The sequence below is a fragment of the Candidatus Symbiopectobacterium sp. NZEC151 genome, assembly GCF_025962655.1.
GTDB lineage: Bacteria > Pseudomonadota > Gammaproteobacteria > Enterobacterales > Enterobacteriaceae > Symbiopectobacterium.
This window is the reverse complement of record NZ_JAGFPE010000002.1, coordinates 588,425-606,678: the sequence shown is the minus strand read 5'-3', so window position 1 is coordinate 606,678 and position 18,254 is coordinate 588,425. Positions and strand designations below refer to the sequence as shown.

At 55.4% G+C, this 18,254-nt stretch carries 16 protein-coding genes; 11 read left to right on the top strand and 5 right to left on the bottom strand.

Going from position 1 to position 18,254, the window contains the following annotated elements:
- The 3 genes from J5067_RS10835 to rpiB all read right to left on the bottom strand — a co-directional run.
- Positions 1–146 (bottom strand): hypothetical protein (locus J5067_RS10835; RefSeq protein ID WP_264651111.1); only part of this gene is annotated, 146 nt, incomplete at its 3' end.
- Between the two features lie 15 nt (positions 147–161).
- A complete protein-coding gene (gene tal, locus J5067_RS10830) occupies positions 162–1,112 on the bottom strand; it encodes a transaldolase (protein ID WP_264644377.1) in 951 nt (316 codons plus the stop codon).
- 4 nt (positions 1,113–1,116) lie between these two features.
- Positions 1,117–1,575 (bottom strand): ribose 5-phosphate isomerase B, encoded by a 459-nt coding sequence (gene rpiB, locus J5067_RS10825; protein WP_222159674.1) that lies wholly within the window; start codon positions 1,573–1,575, stop codon positions 1,117–1,119.
- A gap of 396 nt (positions 1,576–1,971) precedes the next feature.
- Between rpiB and J5067_RS10820 the strand changes: the two genes are divergently transcribed.
- The 7 genes from J5067_RS10820 (at position 1,972) to maeB (ending at position 11,550) form a co-directional block, all read left to right on the top strand.
- Positions 1,972–3,339 carry an MFS transporter gene (locus tag J5067_RS10820; protein ID WP_264651097.1) on the top strand — a complete coding sequence of 456 codons (1,368 nt, stop codon included), beginning with the start codon at positions 1,972–1,974 and terminating at the stop codon, positions 3,337–3,339.
- A 1-nt stretch (position 3,340) separates the two neighbouring features.
- Entirely contained in the window at positions 3,341–5,101 is a 1,761-nt protein-coding gene (locus J5067_RS10815; protein WP_264644227.1) for a dihydroxyacetone kinase family protein, read from the top strand.
- The gene (locus tag J5067_RS10810; RefSeq protein WP_264651096.1) at positions 5,098–5,892 is read left to right on the top strand and encodes a triose-phosphate isomerase family protein; all 795 of its coding nucleotides are present in this window, start codon (positions 5,098–5,100) and stop codon (positions 5,890–5,892) included. Before J5067_RS10815 ends, J5067_RS10810 begins: the two co-directional genes overlap by 4 nt.
- 25 nt (positions 5,893–5,917) lie before the next feature.
- Positions 5,918–6,733, top strand: a complete 816-nt coding sequence (locus J5067_RS10805; RefSeq protein ID WP_264644229.1) for a sugar phosphate isomerase/epimerase — start codon at positions 5,918–5,920, stop codon at positions 6,731–6,733.
- 48 nt (positions 6,734–6,781) lie between these two features.
- Positions 6,782–7,639, top strand: a complete 858-nt coding sequence (locus J5067_RS10800; RefSeq protein ID WP_264651095.1) for a phosphogluconate dehydrogenase C-terminal domain-containing protein — start codon at positions 6,782–6,784, stop codon at positions 7,637–7,639.
- Positions 7,640–7,861: 222 nt separating this feature from the next.
- Complete coding sequence (locus J5067_RS10795) at positions 7,862–8,824, top strand: sugar-binding transcriptional regulator (RefSeq protein ID WP_264644231.1); 963 nt, start codon at positions 7,862–7,864, stop codon at positions 8,822–8,824.
- A gap of 446 nt (positions 8,825–9,270) precedes the next feature.
- A complete protein-coding gene (gene maeB, locus J5067_RS10790; RefSeq protein WP_264651094.1) occupies positions 9,271–11,550 on the top strand; it encodes an NADP-dependent oxaloacetate-decarboxylating malate dehydrogenase in 2,280 nt (759 codons plus the stop codon).
- A gap of 60 nt (positions 11,551–11,610) precedes the next feature.
- Here the strand turns inward: maeB and J5067_RS10785 are convergent, their stop codons facing one another.
- Both J5067_RS10785 and hemF read right to left on the bottom strand, forming a co-directional pair.
- The gene (locus tag J5067_RS10785; RefSeq protein WP_264644233.1) at positions 11,611–12,081 is read right to left on the bottom strand and encodes a YaiI/YqxD family protein; all 471 of its coding nucleotides are present in this window, start codon (positions 12,079–12,081) and stop codon (positions 11,611–11,613) included.
- Positions 12,078–13,001, bottom strand: a complete 924-nt coding sequence (hemF, locus tag J5067_RS10780; RefSeq protein ID WP_264651093.1) for an oxygen-dependent coproporphyrinogen oxidase — start codon at positions 12,999–13,001, stop codon at positions 12,078–12,080. The genes J5067_RS10785 and hemF overlap by 4 nt, the downstream gene beginning before the upstream one ends.
- Before the next feature lie 179 nt (positions 13,002–13,180).
- Between hemF and J5067_RS10775 the strand changes: the two genes are divergently transcribed.
- The 4 genes from J5067_RS10775 (at position 13,181) to J5067_RS10760 (ending at position 18,250) form a co-directional block, all read left to right on the top strand.
- Positions 13,181–13,606: a GNAT family acetyltransferase gene (locus tag J5067_RS10775; RefSeq protein ID WP_264644235.1), complete on the top strand. Its 426-nt coding sequence runs from the start codon at positions 13,181–13,183 to the stop codon at positions 13,604–13,606.
- Between the two features lie 236 nt (positions 13,607–13,842).
- Positions 13,843–14,370, top strand: coding sequence for a sigma-70 family RNA polymerase sigma factor (locus J5067_RS10770; protein WP_264644236.1), 528 nt, complete (start codon positions 13,843–13,845; stop codon positions 14,368–14,370).
- Entirely contained in the window at positions 14,354–15,301 is a 948-nt protein-coding gene (locus tag J5067_RS10765) for a FecR domain-containing protein (protein ID WP_264651092.1), read from the top strand. Before J5067_RS10770 ends, J5067_RS10765 begins: the two co-directional genes overlap by 17 nt.
- A 150-nt stretch (positions 15,302–15,451) precedes the next feature.
- The gene (locus tag J5067_RS10760) at positions 15,452–18,250 is read left to right on the top strand and encodes a secretin and TonB N-terminal domain-containing protein (RefSeq protein WP_264651091.1); all 2,799 of its coding nucleotides are present in this window, start codon (positions 15,452–15,454) and stop codon (positions 18,248–18,250) included.
- The last annotated feature ends 4 nt before the right edge of the window (positions 18,251–18,254 follow it).

Sequence of the window (18,254 nt, the reverse complement as noted above, 5' to 3'; positions counted from 1 at the left end):
TCGCGCCACAGGACTTCGGCGATATCTGCCATACCCATGGGTGCGCCCGGGTGACCGGATTTGGCTTTTTGCACGCCATCCATGCTGAGTGCGCGGATAGCGTTGGACAGTTGGCGACGAGCGTGTGGCGTATCAGACAACGACATAGTGGGCTCTCCAAATCACAGTTGCGCGGCAAGCATCGCTTCCAGTTTTTCCTGATCGATAGCGAACAGGCGAATGCCTTCCGCCAGCTTGTCCACCGCCATGGCATCCTGACAATGCTCCCAGCGGAACTCGGCTTCGCTCAGCGGAGAAGGGCGGTGCAGCGCTTCCACCGACGGCGTGAGCTGGCGCGTTACCGGTGCATTGCTGTTTTTCAACTGATCGAGCAGTGACGGTGAGATGGTCAGGCGATCGCAGCCTGCCAGCGCCAGAATTTGTTCCACTTTACGGAAGCTGGCTCCCATGATCACCGTGTTATAGCGATGACGCTTGTAATAGTCGTATATTTTTTGCACTGAAAGCACGCCGGGATCCTGCTCGGCCTGATAGTGTTCCGCAGGCTGTTTGGCCTGATACCAGTCGTAGATACGGCCAACAAACGGCGAGATAAGAAACACGCCCGCTTCGGCACAGGCGCGCGCTTGGGCAAAGGAAAACAGCAGCGTCAGGTTGCAGTTGATCCCTTCGCGTTCCAGCGCTTCCGCCGCGCGGATGCCTTCCCAGGTGGATGCCAGTTTGATCAATATGCGCGAGCGCGGGATGTCTTTCTCTTCATACAGACCAATCAGCTTGCGCGCCTTGGCGACACACATGCCGCGATCGAATGACAGACGAGCATCCACCTCGGTGGAGATACGTCCCGGCACCGATTTGAGGATCTCGGCACCGATATTGACCGCCAGGCGGTCGCCCGCGTTGATCAACTGGGTAGCGCTGTTGCCCCCCTGTTGGCGGGCATAGGTAATAGCCTCTTCAAATAGCGGGCTATATTGCGGCAGCGTGGCCGCTTTCAAAATCAGCGAGGGGTTGGTGGTCGCATCTTCGGGCGCAAACTGACGAATCGCATCAATATCACCGCTGTCCGCGACAACAACGGTAAACTGCTTTAGAGCATCGAGTTGATTCATCATATCACCGCCCGTTTTCCTGCTGCTCGTAGTAGCCGATGCGATCCACTTTGGGCGCCGATCCCCCGCCTTCAAATTCAGACGCCAGCCAGGCTGCGACGATCTCTTTTGCCAGCTCAGGCCCGATAACCCGTGCGCCCAGCGAGATAATTTGCGCATTATTACTTTTTCTGGCGCGCTGTGCAGAATAGGTGTCATGGCATTGGGCTGCCCGAATCCCCGTGACCTTGTTCGCGACAATACTCATGCCGATACCGGTGCCGCAGATCAGGATCCCGCGCTCGTGTTTTCCTTCTTTGATGGAGACAGCGACGGTGTGTGCAACATCGGGGTAGATCGGATTTTCTCCACTGGGATCGTAGCTGTAATCGGTAACCTGCAACCCCTGCTGTTGTAAAAATTCACTAATGATGTTTTTCAAATCGATCGCGGCGCTGTCTGCGCCAATCGCAATTGCGTGCATACCCATCTCCTGCCTGACTAAAGGTCAACATAGCGCCAGATCCGGCGTTTCATGGCTAACATATACTGACCGTTTCAAATGTTCAACTGGTGATTATTTGTTTTGTGTTCGCAAGTCTTCGTGATCTTCTTTAAAAGGTGATTAAGGTCACTAATCACGCTTTTTGAGCGTTATTTTACCTTTTGTACACATATTTGGATCATGCTCACAATTTTTAAACAGAGTGGTAGGCAAAGAATCGGCGCGATCATATCGTTCATATGTTCACTGTGTGTATTATTGATTTGACTCTTTAGAGGGCATAACAATGTCTCAGACCGATACGCAAACGATAACAATGACGATAGAACATAAAGGTCACACCAGGCACTTCATCGCGAACGGCAGGGGGGCAGTATGAGCAAGATATCGGCTACACAAGCGGCGCAACAGAAAGCCGCAACGCCATCCTCCGCAGAGCAGTCCGCCATCCGCAAGATCTCCTTGCGTCTGGTGCCGTTCGTTGGATTGATGTTCTTTATTAACTTCCTCGATCGCACTGCCATTTCTTTTGCCGGCCCGAACGGTATGAATACCGATCTCGCGCTGACCGTCGCGCAGTTTGGGCTCGCTTCCGGCATTTTCTTTATTGGTTACATTCTGTTGGAAGTGCCCAGCAACCTGGCACTACACCGTTTTGGCGCGCGCAAGTGGCTGGCGCGCATCATGGTTTCCTGGGGGATTGTGTCGCTGCTGTTTACCTGGGTAAGCAGTGTGCAAGAGCTGTATATCCTGCGCTTCCTGCTGGGGATTGCCGAGGCGGGCTTCTTCCCCGGGGCCATTTTGTTCCTCAGCTTATGGGTGCCAGCGCGTTACCGCAGCAAGATTCTGGCGCTGTTTTATCTGGCACAGCCGATGACCACCGTGATCGGCGCACCGCTGGCGGCGTGGCTGATTGAACAGCATGGCCTGTTTGGTTTGTCGGGCTGGCGCGTGATGTTCCTCGGGGTATCGATTCCGGCGATTGTGGTCGGGATTATCACCTGGTTCTACCTGGTCGATCGCCCACAGGATGCAAAATGGCTCAATGAAGAAGAGAAACGCTGGCTGGTGGGCGAACTGGAAAGTGAACATGCCGCCAAACAGCACAGCAAACACCCCAGCGTGCGCACCGTCCTGTTCAACAAACGCGTGTGGGTACTGTGCCTGATCTACTTCGGCTTTATTTATGGTCTGTATGCACTGGCGTTCTTCCTGCCGACCATTATCAGCGGGTTCCAACAGCAGTTTGGCACCACCTTTAACGTGTTGGAAAAAGGGTTGATTACCGCGATACCGTATCTGCCCGCCGCCATTGTGATGCACTTCTGGTCACGTGACGCGACCCGTCGTGGCTGCCGCACCTGGCACATTGCCATTCCGGCGTTGACTGGTGCCATCAGCATTCCGCTGGCGCTGTACATGGAATCACCGGCTGCCACCATCGCCGTGATTACCGTGACCGCCTGTTCCATTTTCTCTGCGTTACCTAACTTCTGGACGTTGCCTACGCAGTTCCTGACTGGGGCCTCTGCGGCGGCGGCGATTGCCCTGATCAATACCATCGGTAACGTTGCCGGGTTCTCTGCGGGGTATATCACCGGGGCGGTGCGAGGGGTTACCGGCACCTACGTTCTTCCGATGTTGATTGTCGGTGGCCTGATGCTGCTCTCCGCAATCTTGATGGTGTTATTGAGTCGTTCCGGGCAGGAATCCCAAGCCGCATCAGCCACACAGGAGCACTGATATGACCTATTTGTTTAACCAGCCGTCTGATTTTGCACGTGAATTAACGGAAGGTTTTGTTGCGGCGCACAGCGACAAGGTGCGTCAGGTGCCGGGTGGCGTGGTCAGAAGTACCCGCAGCCCTGAAGGCAGTGTCGCCATCGTGGTCGGCGGCGGTTCTGGACACTACCCGGCGTTTGCCGGGTTGGTTGGGCAAGGTTTGGCACACGGTGCGGCGATGGGCAACCTGTTTGCTTCGCCGTCTGCGCAGCAAATCTGCTCCGTGGCGCGTGCGGCGCATAACGGCGGCGGTGTGCTGCTGACATTCGGCAACTACGCGGGAGATGTGCTCCACTTTGGTCAGGCGAAAGCACGGCTGAATGCCGAAGGGATCCCGTGCGAGTTGCTGGCGGTGACCGATGATATCTCCAGCGCACCGCCGGAGGAGTGGCAAAAACGTCGCGGTGTGGCGGGCGATCTGGCGGTGTTCAAGGCGGCGGCAGCTGCGGCGGAAGCGGGATACGATCTGGCGGCGGTACTGGCGGTGGCTGAGCGTGCCAACCAGCGCACACGCTCTTTCGGTGTTGCTTTTTCTGGCTGCACCTTACCCGGTGCCGATCACCCTTTGTTTACCGTGCCGGAAGGCATGATGGGTGTCGGGATGGGGATCCACGGCGAACCGGGTATCCACGATGCACCGATTTCCAGTGCGGATGAGCTGGCCGAACTGTTGGTCGATGCGCTGTTAAAAGAGGTGCCGCAGGCGGTGAGCGCACTGTCCGGGCAGCGCCTCAGCGTGGTGCTCAATGGGCTGGGTGGTGTGAAATATGAAGAACTGTTTGTGGTCTATCGCCGCGTTGCCCAACAGCTGACGGCGCAAGGACTCACCATCGTTGAACCGGAGGTGGGAGAACTGGTGACCAGCTTTGATATGGCTGGACTTTCTCTCACCCTGTTCTGGCTGGATGAAGAGCTGGAGCGCTTCTGGCGTGCACCGGCCAATACGCCCGCATTTCGTAAAGGCAGCATGACGGTCGCAGAACCCCGCGAGGAGTGCGAATTTAACGTCGAGCAGGACAGCATTCCTGAAGCAACCCCGGCATCGCGTGAGGCAGCGCAGTGTGTTGCCGCTGCTTTGGTGGCGGCGCGTGATGTTGTTGTGGCAAATGTCGATGAACTGGGCCGCATTGATGCCGTGGCGGGCGATGGCGATCACGGTATCGGCATGGAACGCGGCGTGGAGGCGGCGGCGGAAACTGCCGCCAGCATGCTGGAGAGGCAGGCGGGCGCTGGTACCTTATTACAGCGTGCCGCGGATGCCTGGGCCGATCGGGCGGGGGGAACATCAGGGGCCATTTGGGGCGTAGCGCTAAATGCGCTGGGCACTGCGCTGGGCGACAGCGCAAAACCGGATGGCGCGCGCGTTGCTCTCGGCATTCGTCAGGCAGCAGAAGGCATTATGCATTTTGGTAAGGCGAAAGCGGGTGACAAAACGCTGGTTGATGCCCTTCTGCCTTTCAGTGATGCGTTGACGCAACGTGTCAACGCCGGGGAAGCGTTGCCACAAGCCTGGTTGAAAGCCGCGCAGGTGGCACAACAGGCGGCGGATGCCACTGCGCAACTGCGTCCAAAAATTGGTCGTGCGCGTCCTTTGGCAGAAAAAAGTCTGGGTACACCGGATGCGGGCGCGATTTCGCTGGCAATGATTCTGAATGCGGTTGCCGCCGTGCTGAATCAGGGCCATGCCGAGCACGCTGCGGTACAGGAGACACAAGCACAATGAGCCAATCGGGGAGTCACGAACGCGTTATCACGCTGGGTGTCAGCCTGAAAATGTATTTCGGCTACCAGCAAACCGTGGACTGGTGCCAGCGCATCCACACCATTGTGCAGCGCCATCCGCTGGCGTCGGTGGCACAGGTCAGGTTGTTTGTGTTGCCAACCTTTCCTGCATTGGCCCCTGCTGTCTCTCTTTTCGCTGATTCTGCCGTCGATGTCGGGGCGCAAGACCTGCACTGGGCGGATAACGGCGCCTTCACCGGGGAAGTCAGCGGCACGCTGTTGCATGAAATGGGGTGCCGCTATGTAGAAGTCGGGCATGCTGAACGGCGTCGCTATTTTGGTGAAACCGATGAGCATATTGCCCTTAAAACGGCGGCCGCCTGGCGCAACGGGCTTACTCCCGTGCTCTGTGTTGGCGAAGAGCAGCGCGGCAGCGTGCAGCAGGCGATAGCAATTTGTCAGGCACAGCTCACCAGCGCGCTCAACCGCGCGCAGCAACAGCAGTTAACGGGGCATGTTGTTGTCGCTTATGAGCCTCAATGGGCGATTGGCAGTGCAGAACCCGCACCCACCGAAGCTATCAGCCTGGTCTGTGAGGCGTTGAAACAGCAGTTATTTAGCGCGACAGGCGTGCGCGACGGCAGAGTAATTTACGGCGGCAGCGCCGGACCAGGGCTACTGAGTCAGCTTGGACCTGCGGTTGATGGCCTGTTTTTAGGGCGTTTCGCCCACGATCCTGCGGCGTTCAACGCCATTATGGATGAAGCGCTGGCGCTGTGCCCACAGCAGTAAAAATACGCAGAAAGGAGAAATTACCGTGGCTATTGGTTTAAGCACTTACGCTTTTTTCTGGCGCATGTCCTCCCGCGTTCCTGACCCGATGGGGCTGGAGGCGATGCTGGATCACACGGCAGAATCGGGCGCGACGGTGTTTCAGATTTGTGATTACACGCCGGTGGAAACACTGTCATCCGCTGAGTTGGAAAAGCTGCGTCAGCGTGCCGAGGATTTATCCATTCAACTGGAGCTCGGAACGCGTGGGCTGGAGACAGCACATTTAACGCGTTACCTGACACTGGCTCAGGCTCTGGATGTCCGTTTTATTCGCACCATGTTTAACAGCGTGACGCATCAACCCACACCGGATGAAGCGCGCGAACTGCTGCGGATCATTGTGCCGCAGGCAGAACAGCAGGGCGTTCAGTTCGGGCTGGAAACTTACGAGCAGGTAAAAACCCGCACCCTGCTGGAGGTGGTTGATGCTATCGATAGCCCGGCGTTGGGCATTTGTCTCGATCCGGGCAACTGCGTGGCCGCGTTGGAGCATCCGTGTGACGTTATCGACATGACGGCGCGGCGCGTGGTGAACCTGCACATCAAGGATTTTGCCTTTGCGCGCCAGAATGGCTGGGTTGGGTTTACTTATTCCGGTAGCCAGCTCGGCACCGGGCTGCTCGACTACGATCACCTGCAAAAAGCGGTTCGTCCTAATGAGCGACATATCAATCAGGTGGTTGAGCACTGGCTGCCGTGGCAATCCTCGCCGGAAGAGACCTGCCGTCAGGAAGAAGCCTGGACCACACAAAGCCTGAACTTTCTTTTTGCCCGCAATCCGCAGGCGGGGCAGCGATAACCTTTTTTATTGAACGAAAATGCATTCCAAATCCGAGGAGTAACCATCATGACAACAGAATTAAAAACGATTACGGTACTGGGCGCTGGTGGCAAAATGGGCATGCGTATCTCTGCCAATTTCCAGAAAAGCGCCTATCAGGTGTTTTACTGTGAGAATTCGCCGCGCGCGCAGGAGCAGGTGATTGCCGCAGGGCGTGAGCTGGCGGTGGCTGAGCAGGTTATTCCTGACAGTGACGTGGTGATCCTTGCGGTCCCTGATATTGCACTTAAAGTGGTTTCCGCGCAGGTGGTGCCGCAAATGAAACGCGGCGCGATTCTGTTAACGCTCGACCCGGCTGCGGCCTACGCCAATCTGATCGCCAAACGCGATGATATCGATTACGCGGTCGCACACCCCTGTCACCCTTCGGTCTTCCTCGACCGTTTCACGCCGGAAGAACATGCCGATGCGTTTGGCGGCGTGGCTGCACCTCAGCACGTTGCAGCTTCCTATGAAGCAGGCAGCGATCGGCAGAAAGCCGTGTTGGCCGAGGTGGTGAAAGTAATGTATGGCCCGGTGATTGACGTGCACTGGGTGACGGTCAAACAGTTGGCCTATCTGGAACCGACGCTGGTTGAAACCGTGGCCTGTATGGTGGGCACGCTAATGAAAGAAGCGCTGGATGAAACCGTCAATACTATCGGCGTGCCGAAAGCGGCGGCGGAAGCGATGCTCTATGGCCACATTCAAATCGCGCTGGCGGTGGCGTTCCGCAGTACCAACCCGTTCTCGGATGCTTGCATGATCGCCATCGAGTACGGCAAAGAAAACATTATCAAGCCGGACTGGAAAAAGATCTTCGATCAGAAGGAGCTCGATCTGGTGATCGCCAGAATGCTGAAGATTGATGCCATTGAGCGCTAATGCCTGTAGTGCATAAATGATGCGGAACTGCCGCAAGCCCGTTTACGCGGGTTTGCGGCATCACTGTTTTTAGGCAATGACGCGACTATCATCAGGAGATTGGTTGCCGGAGTTGAGCCCTGACTTGCGGCGTGCAACAATTGTTAATGATGATCGGCTTTTGCCGACAGGGCCGCGTCTGCCCAGGCACGCTTACCCTTTGCGTAAGGAAAATATTACCGAATGGAAAAACAATCAGGATCTCAGGATAACGAACTACTGACGGAAATCGCCGTGGCGTATTACCAGGACGAGATTACCCAGGAGGAGATCGCGAAGAAATTCGGCATTTCGCGCATCAAAGTAGGGCGTTTGCTGAAGCGTGCTAAAGAAGAGGGTATTGTCGAGATCAACGTTCGCTATCACCCGGTGTTCAGCACCCGGTTGGAGCAGCAACTGCTGGAACGTTTTCCCATCAAACGTGCGCTGATCGCGCTCGATCACCCCGATGAAGAAGAACAACGGCGTCAGGTAGCGGCATTGGTTTCCAACCATCTGGCGGTGACGCTGAAAGATGGCACGGTGGTTGCGGTCGGGCAGGGGCGCAACGTGTCCGGCGTCGCAGATCACGTAGGAAACATCACTGAGCGCCACTGTAAGTTTATCTGCGGGATTGGCGGTACGCACCGTCCCGGCGATGCGATCAACGCCGATCATATCAGTCGTCGTCTGGCGAAGAAATTTGGCGGCAGCAGTGAAACGCTTTACGCCCCGGCCTACGTGGAAAACCGCGCGCTCAAACAGGCGTTTATGCAGAACGGCACCATCAAGGAAACGCTGGATCGCGCCCGTAAGGCGGATATTGCGCTGGTGGGCATTGGCGACATGAATGAAAACAGCTACATGGTAAAACTGGGCTGGTTCACGCCGCAGGAAATTGTTGATGCCAGCCTTAACCAAGGCGTGATTGGCGATATTGCCGGCTACGACTTTTTTAACGCGCAGGGACAGCACATCGATACCGTGATGCACGACAGGGTGATTGGCGTCAGCATCGAAGAGCTGCGCAACATTCCCTGCGTTATCGCCATTGCTTCAGAAAACACCAAAGCGCTGGCGATATTGGGCGCGTTGCGCACCGGTGCTATCGATATTATCGCCACCAGCGCCTCGAACATCCGCACCATCCTCAATATGACCCAATAGGGTACTTTCTTCTGCCGGACAGCATCGCTTCGCTGTCCGGTATCTGGATGATTTATCATCACTTCTCGTTGGTTTTTACGTCCGTTTTTTGCCCGCAGGTTAGCAATACGTTATCCAGTTCGCGATAACGTGACATTATGCGCAAAAAACAAGCAGATAAATTAACTATATTAACCTGCATTCACATGCGGTTTTTGCCATGCTCCAAGCTTATACCCGTCATACTTCACGTTGCAGGTACGTTGGCTACGCTCGTTCACCCGAATCACTTACTTGAGTAAGCTCATCGGGATTCTCTCTCTTGCCGCCTTCCTGCAACTCGAATTATTTAGGGTATATACCAAGAGAAATGATTGAACTTCTTACGGCGTTCACCTCTCCTTGTCTGCCTGGGATAGACTCGCCGCCCTACGTCACGACAACAAAAGCCTATAAGGGATGCAACAATGGATGAACAACTCAAACAGAGCGCATTGGATTTTCACCAATATCCGGTGCCGGGGAAGATTCAGGTGTCCCCGACCAAACCGCTAGCGACCCAACGCGATTTGGCGTTGGCCTACTCTCCGGGCGTTGCTGCACCTTGTCTTGAAATCGCCGAAGATCCGCTGGCTGCCTACAAATACACTGCACGCGGTAATCTGGTGGCGGTGATCTCCAACGGAACGGCGGTGCTTGGCCTCGGTAATATTGGTGCGTTGGCCGGCAAGCCGGTGATGGAAGGCAAGGGCGTGCTGTTTAAAAAATTCTCCGGCGTCGATGTGTTCGATATCGAAGTGGACGAACTGGACCCGGATAAACTGATCGACGTGATTGCCGCGCTGGAGCCCACCTTTGGTGGCATCAACCTGGAAGATATCAAAGCGCCGGAGTGCTTCTATATCGAGAAGAAACTGCGTGAACGCATGAAGATTCCGGTGTTCCATGACGATCAGCATGGCACGGCGATCATCTGTACTGCGGCGGTGTTGAACGGCCTGCGCGTGGTGGAAAAAAACATCTCTGACGTGCGTCTGGTGGTGTCCGGTGCGGGCGCTGCCTCCATTGCCTGCCTGAATTTGCTGGTGGCGCTGGGGCTGAAAAAACATAACATCGTGGTGTGTGACTCACGCGGCGTGATCTACAAAGGTCGCGACGCCAACATGGAAGAGAACAAGGCGATTTACGCGGTGGAAGACACCGGTGCGCGCAAACTGGGTGACGTGATCCCTGATGCCGATATCTTCCTGGGCTGCTCCGGCCCTGGCGTACTGACGCAGGACATGGTGAAAACCATGGCACCGCGTCCGCTGATCATGGCGCTGGCAAACCCAGAGCCGGAGATCCTGCCGCCGTTAGCCAAAGCGGTACGCCCGGATGCCATTATCTGTACCGGGCGTTCTGACTACCCGAATCAGGTGAATAACGTGCTGTGCTTCCCGTTCATTTTCCGTGGTGCGCTGGATGTGGGCGCAACTACCATCAATGAAGAGATGAAGCTGGCGTGCGTGAAAGCGATTGCTGATTTGGCGCTGGCGGAACAGAGTGAAGTGGTGGCCTCCGCGTATGGCGATCAGGAGTTGTCGTTTGGCCCTGAATACCTGATCCCGAAACCTTTCGACCCGCGTTTGATTATCAAGATTGCGCCGGCGGTGGCAAAAGCAGCGATGGATTCAGGCGTGGCGACGCGCCCTATCGCCGACTTTGATGCCTATATCGAAAAACTGACGCAGTTTGTCTATAAAACCAACCTGTTTATGAAGCCGGTATTCTCTCAGGCGCGCCAACAGCCGAAACGCGTGGTGTTTGCCGAAGGGGAAGATCCGCGTGTGTTGCACGCCACGCAAGAACTGGTGACGCTGGGGCTGGCATTCCCCATTCTGATCGGTCGCCCCGGCGTTATCGAAAAGCGTCTGCAAAAGCTCGGCTTGCAAATCACTATCGGTAAAGATTTCGAGGTGGTGAACAATGAATCCGATCCGCGCTTCAAGGAATACTGGTCTGAATATTATGCGTTGATGAAACGCCGTGGCGTCTCGCAGGAAACCGCGCAGCGCGAAGTGATCCGCAACCCGACGGTGATTGCCGCCATCATGGTGCAACGCGGTGAAGCGGATGCGATGATTTGCGGCACCATCGGCACCTATGAAGAACATTTCGAGGTGGTCGAGAAGGTGCTGGGTTACCGCGATGGTGTACACGTGGCGGGAGCCATGAATGCCTTGCTGCTGCCGAGCGGCAATACCTTTATTGCCGACACCTATGTCAACCCCGATCCTACGCCGGAGCAACTGGCGGAAATCACTCTGATGGCCGCGCACACCGTGCGTCGTTTCGGTATTGAGCCGAAAGTCGCGCTGTTGTCGCACTCCAACTTTGGCACCTCGAACTCGCCGACTGCCCGCAAAATGCGTGAAGCGCTGGCGTTGATCAATAAGCTGGCACCGGAGCTGGAAGTGGATGGTGAGATGCACGGCGATGCCGCGCTGGTGGAGTCGATTCGCCGTGAGCAGATGCCGGACAGCCCGTTAAAGGGCTCTGCCAATATTCTCATCATGCCGAACATGGAAGCGGCGCGTATCAGCTATAACCTGCTGCGCGTTTCCTCGTCTGAAGGGGTGACGGTCGGACCGGTGCTGATGGGCGTTGCCAAACCGGTGCACATCCTGACGCCGATAGCCTCGGTACGGCGTATCGTCAACATGGTGGCGCTGGCTGTGGTGGAAGCGCAGACCCAACCGCTGTAAATCGATTTGTGCGCTGTACAGCAAACAGCCCGGCATGCCGGGCTGTTTTTTATCAGGGAATTAACGCCGTTGGCGTAGCCACTTATCCAACTCATTGGCAAAGCGCTGGCGATCTTTCTGATTGAGTGCATCCGGTCCACCGGTTTGCACACCGCTGGCGCGCAGCGTATCCATAAAATCGCGCATGGTCAGCCGTTCGCGGATGGTGGCGGGCGTGTAGGTTTCACCGCGCGGGTTAAGCGCCACGGCGTTTTTTTCCAACACTTCGGCTGCCAGCGGAATATCGGCGGTAATCACCAAATCCCCGGCATTGACGCGTTTCACGATTTCGTTATCCGCCACGTCAAACCCGGCGGCAACGCGCACTGATGAGATATAACGTGACGGCGGCGTGCGCAGTGACTGATTGGCGACCAGCACAACACGGGTTTGTGTGCGATCGGCCGCGCGATACAGCACCTCTTTTATCACGTTGGGACAGGCGTCAGCATCAACCCAAATCTGCGGTTCTGCGTGGGTATTTTCGCTCATGCAAGCTCCTTCGCTAACCACTCTTTTACCGGCAAAAAATCGCGGTAAAGTGCGGCTTCCGGGCTGTCCGGCTCCGGTTGGTATTGGTATTCCCAACGCGCCAGCGGCGGCATCGACATCAGGATGGATTCGGTGCGCCCACCGCTTTGCAGGCCAAACAGCGTGCCGCGATCCCACACCAGATTAAACTCCACGTAGCGCCCGCGGCGGTAGAGCTGAAACTGGCGTTCGCGCTCTCCCCAGGGCAATGCAGCGCGCCGCGCGACGATTGGTAGGTAGGCGTCGAGAAAACCGTTGCCGACGGCGCGCATAAACGCAAAGCTGGTGGTGAAATCCGGCGTATTTAAGTCATCGAAAAACAGCCCGCCGACACCGCGCGCCTCGTTACGGTGCTTGAGAAAAAAGTAATCATCGCACCATTTTTTGTAACGCGGATAAACGTCGTCACCAAACGGCTGGCAAAGGTCGTGCGCGGTTTTGTGCCAGTGTACGACGTCTTCGGTGAAGCCGTAGAACGGGGTGAGATCGAACCCACCGCCAAACCACCATACCGGCGCTTCACCCTCTTTTTCTGCAACGAAAAAGCGCACGTTGGCGTGGCTGGTGGGCACATACGGGTTTAACGGATGGATAACCAGCGAAACCCCCATGGCCTGAAAGCGGCGTCCGGCAAGCTCGGGCCGGTGCGCGCTGGCCGAAGGGGGCAGCGTAGCGCCCATCACGTGAGAGAAGTTGACGCCCGCCTGTTCGAACACCGCGGCCTGGGTCAGCACCCGGCTGCGCCCGCCGCCGCCAGCGGCGTGTTGCCAGCACTCCTCATTAAAGTCGTTCTTGCCATCTGTGGCGGCAAGGTGCTGACACAGTGTGTCTTGCAGCGTCAGTAAAAAGGACTTTACCGCGAAAATATCAGGCTGACTCATGACGGTGTTAGCAAATCCATTATAACAAAGGGGCTACCAGTATAGCCTGTCACAACGGCAAGGTGTTGGCTTTCCTGCTGCCGAAGGGTCGCGATGGAGGGATGGCAGCAAATTGATATTGCGTCTGCGCGAGATCACGCGATAATCAGATTTTCCTTAACGATCAACGGGGGGATCCCATGGAAATCCGCGTATTCAGACAAGATGACTTTGAAGAAGTGATTACCCTATGGGAACGTTGCGATCTGCTGCGCCCTTGGAACGATCCGGAAATGGATATCGAGCGTAAAGTGAACCACGATGCCTCCCTGTTTTTGGTGGCCGAAGTGAGCGGCGAAATCGTGGGTTCGGTGATGGGCGGGTATGACGGCCATCGCGGATCGGCCTACTATCTGGGCGTCCATCCGGATTTTCGCGGGCGTGGCATCGCTAACGCGTTGATTAGTCGCCTGGAGAAAAAGCTGATCGCACGCGGTTGCCCCAAAATCCACCTGATGGTGCGGCAGGACAATGACACGGTGATCGGCATGTATGAGAAGCTGAACTACGATATCGTGGATTCTGTGACGCTGGGGAAACGTCTCATCGAAGATCAAGAATACTAACGCCTATACCCGTCATACTTCAAGTTGCAGGTGCGTTGGCTTTCCTCGCTCACCCCAGTCACATACTTGAGTATGCTCCTGGGGATTCACTGCGTCGCCGCCTTCCTGCAACTCGAATTATTTAGGGTGTATTGTCTGTTTTTTGGCTTGTTGTTTAAAAACTGTTGCGTCGTCTGATTCGCTTAGATGATAATGAGTATCAATTAATCTTTGCGGTATTTTTATTGCCATCAACTATGACGCAGCTAACGACATTCTGGAGCGTATTTTACCACTCCCATCAGGGATGGCTGCGCGGATGGCTCAGTAAAAAAACCGGTTGCCGCCATCTGGCGGAGGATCTCACCCACGATACTTTCCTCAAACTGCTGACCCTGGCGGAGCCGGAAGCCATCCGTAATCCGCGCGCTTATCTGATGGTCACTGCCAACCATGTAATGATCGACCAGTTCCGTAAACGCAAACTGGAAGAGGATGCACTGGCAGCGCTGGCGCAATTGGCGGAGGGGGCAGAGGAGCAGTCAGCCGAACAGCGTGTGGCAATCAGCCAGTTGGTGGCAACCGCGCTGCATATCCTCAATGAAGAGCTGGATGAAAAAGTGCAGCGTGCGTTCATCATGGCGCGCGTTGAAGGCCATTGCTACCGCGATATCGCCGTTACGTTGGGCGTGAGCGAAAGCAGCGTCAAACAGTATCTGGCAAAAGCCATGATCCATTTCCACACCCGCATCTTCAGTCTGGAAAGCGATGAACCAGAAAGCTGAGTTAGCCCATATCCAGCAGCAGGCCGCTGAGTGGCTCATCCGCTTTTCTGAACCCGAGGAAGACCAGGCTGCGGATGCCGCACGTGCTGCCGAATGGCAGCGCTGGTGCGAACAGGATGCGCGCCATGAGCGGGTGTATCGCCAGATGCAGCAACTCTGGTCCAGCGCGGCGCTGACACCGGCCACCACACAGCGAAAGGTACGCCCGCAACGTTTCCTCTCTTTGGCCTTGGTGCTGGGGGTGGTGGGCATGCTTGCCAGCCAACTGCCTTATCGCTACTGGTTGGCGGATCAACGCACGGCAATCGGCGAGATCCGTCGCCTGACGCTGGATGATGGCAGCGTGCTGACGTTAAACACTGACTCTGCGGTGAATCTGCGCTTTGATAGCCGACAACGCACGGTGGAACTGGTGCAAGGGGAAGCCTACGCACAGGTGGCAAAAGATCCTGGCGGGCGACCCTTTGTGATTCGCAGCCTACAGGCTTCCGCTCAAGCGTTGGGCACGCGCTACAGCGTGCGTGAAGTGGGAGAGGAAACCCGGGTGCATGTGGAAGAGTCTCGCGTTCGCGTCACTGCACAGGGCGATCCTGCGGTCAGCGTTGATCTGAGCGCGGGTCAACAGGTCAGCCTCACGCAATATGCGTTGCTGGATGAGGTGCAGGACGGCGTGGCGGAAGCCGGTTGGCTGCACAACCAATTGGTGTTTGAAAATGCGCCTTTGAGCGCGGTGATCGATGAGTTAAGTCGCTATCACCGTGGCGTTATCTATCAGGATCCACGCGATCGACGTATGCTGGATAAACTGCGTTTTACCGGCGTCTTGCCGCTGGATGATACCGGCCGCGCCCTCTCATTACTCAGTCATTCTCTCCCGCTTTCCTATCGGCAGCCTGTCGATGCGATGGTATTGATCGGCAGCAAGAAATAACGCGTAAAAATAACTCACATAAAATCAAATTCTTATTAAAAAATGAGAATGATTATCAAAATTATTTTCGTTTTGCTCTGCCCGATTTTTGCTGCCTGACGTCATCGTCAGTAGAAATCAAAAATAGCAGCAGGCAGGGAACTCGTATTCATGTCCATTTTTATCACGCAGCAGGGGAAGTTTTGGCCGCAGGCAGTTTTGACTGTGGCATTAAGCACGGGAGTGGCGCAGGCCGCCACGGTCAGCGCGGTTCATCTGCCCGCGCAGCCCTTGGAAAAATCGCTGATGCAGTTGGCACGGCAAACTGGCGTTAACTTTGGCGTAGACAGCCAACTGGTAGCGGGCAAACAGGCGCAGGCGTTGAACGGTCGCTACAGCGTGGAACAGGCGCTGGAAGCGCTGCTGCGCGGCAACAACCTGTACGCGGAACCGACCGATGACGGCAAAGGATTTATTATTCGTCCGCTGGCGCAGGTGAACACCACGCCTGTACAGGATGACGCCGTGCCGTCTGCCGCTGCGGGGGCTAACCGGGGTGACGTTATTACGGTGCAGGCGCAGGTAACGCCAGGACCGATGGAGATCGGTAGCCAGCAGTTGACGGCGGAAGATATCGTAAAAAAGCCGGTAGCGAACGGTAATATTACTGAGCTGCTGCGTACCAACCCGAATGTGCAGTTTTCGGAATCGTCGCGCAACAGTCAGACGCCAGGGGAATTAGCGCCGGACGTGGTCTCCTTCCACGGCGAAAAATTCTATAACAACAATTTTATGATCGATGGCTTATCCAACAACGATCGCCTTAACCCCGGTGTGAACGTGGGTAAGGTTGATGGTACAGCCAATGGTAACGCTGCTGTTGATTTCCCTTCTGGTCACCCGGAAGCGTTTTGGGTGGATACCAGTCTGATTGAATCGCTGTCAGTCTATGACAGCAATGTTTCCGCGAAATATGGTCAGTTCACCGGCGGTGTGGTTGATGCGAAGCTAAAGCGTCCTTCATTTACCGAGGCGTCAGGTTCTCTTGGCTACCGCACAACGCGCTCCGCATGGACCAAATACCATGTGCGAGAACGAGAAGCCGAACAGTTTAATTCTGCTACCGCGTTGAATAAACAACCCAAATTTACCAAAGATTTTTATAACCTGATGGTCAGTCAGCCGTTGGCTGACAATGCAGCATTAATGTTTGCCTACGTGCGTAAAGAGTCAGACATTCCCTTTTATCACAGATACATGGGCAAATGGGAAGACCAACAACGTTCGTCAGAGAACTACCTGCTGCGTGGTGCGTGGGATGTGAATGAGCGCAACCAACTCACCATGACGGTTCAGTATTCGCCCCATACTTCCAGTTTTGTTCGTTCCGATATCAAAAACGGCAACTTTACCAACGAGGGCGGCGGCACCGCGACCAATTTGGTATGGGATAACCATAATGCCTTCGGTAAGGTTTCCACCAAGTTAGCCTGGAAGCAGAACGAAAACACCATTACCAACAAAGAGCAGCACTTCTATTACTGGTATAAAACGCCCAGCATCGACTGGGTGTCTGGCTTCACAGGCACGGCGGCGCAGGAAGGGGGCTATGGCACCATCAAAACGGCGCAAGAAGGTTGGACCTTAAAGCAGGATTGGGAACTGAAAGCGTTCTCGACGCTGGGGATACAGCATCGGGTTGATGTGGGATACGGTGCTGAGATCGCATCGGCGAAATACCAGCGTGATAGCGCCAGTTATGGTTTTCTCAATTCTAAGCGAACAACGTCGGTGAACTGTGCGGGAGACACGGCCTGCATCAGTGGTGAACAGTACCACTACAAGCGCAATGTGTACGATGTCTCCAATGTTGATGTCTCCACCAATACCTATGAAGCTTATTTGCAAGATACCTTGATGTTTCACCGCCTCACCGTGGTACCGGGTGTTCGGGTCGACTATGACGACTATATGAAAAACACCAATATTTCTCCGCGTTTGAGCGCCAGCTATGACCTGTGGGGCGATCGTTCCACAGAAGTGTTCGGCGGAGCCAACCGTTACTATGCAGGCAATGTGTTGGCCTATAAGCTGCGTTCTGCCCGTAAACTCGGTTACACCGAATGCCGTGCCGAACACGTCAATGCCAACGGCTCCTGTAGCTCTACGGGGGCTGCGACTGTGGATAATATTCCTGGCGAGTGGGTGTACGATAAAGCGTTAAATGAAGTGAACTACAACTACACCTCGTTAAGAACCCCTTACAGCGATGAACTGACTTTAGGTTTCCAACAGCGCATCTATGACACGGTATGGACGCTGAAGTGGGTGGGTCGTGAAGGGAAAGATCAGTTTGCCTCAGAAAAAGCCCCGGGCAGTAAAACCTACTCTCTGACCAACAACGGTAAAATGGACTCTGATACCTATAGCCTGGTGGTTAGGCCTATCGCCCCTATTGAGTGGCATTCCGTGTTGTTCAGTTGGAGTGCTGGCGGAAGTATCCAAAAATCCAACTCGTCCAATACCGCCTATGATGATGTGGTTGATGTTGATAAGCGCATAATTTACAAAGGTAAGTTTATGCGTGCTATCGACCGCCCTGCTGATGACTTTAACCGCCCTTGGGTCACCTTCGTTGAACTGAATACCGAGATCCCCGCATGGCGTCTGGACTGGACACAGCGCCTTAACTATGTGGGAAGCTATAAAGAGGTCACCACCAGTGGCAGCCTGATCTGTGCCGGTCAACCTGTTTGTGAAGGGTATGACGGCCCGGTCGACATCTATACCGAAAAACAGGCTGGCACCAACCTGAACCTCGACTGGCGCGTCACCTACACCCAACCGCTGGGCAAGCAGAATGTCAAAGTCGGCGTAGACGTGATGAACGTACTTAACCGCGCCAACAGAACCGGCTCCAACTACGGCCTCGGTCGTCAGTTCTGGCTTGATGTGACCTATTCCTGGTAAGAAG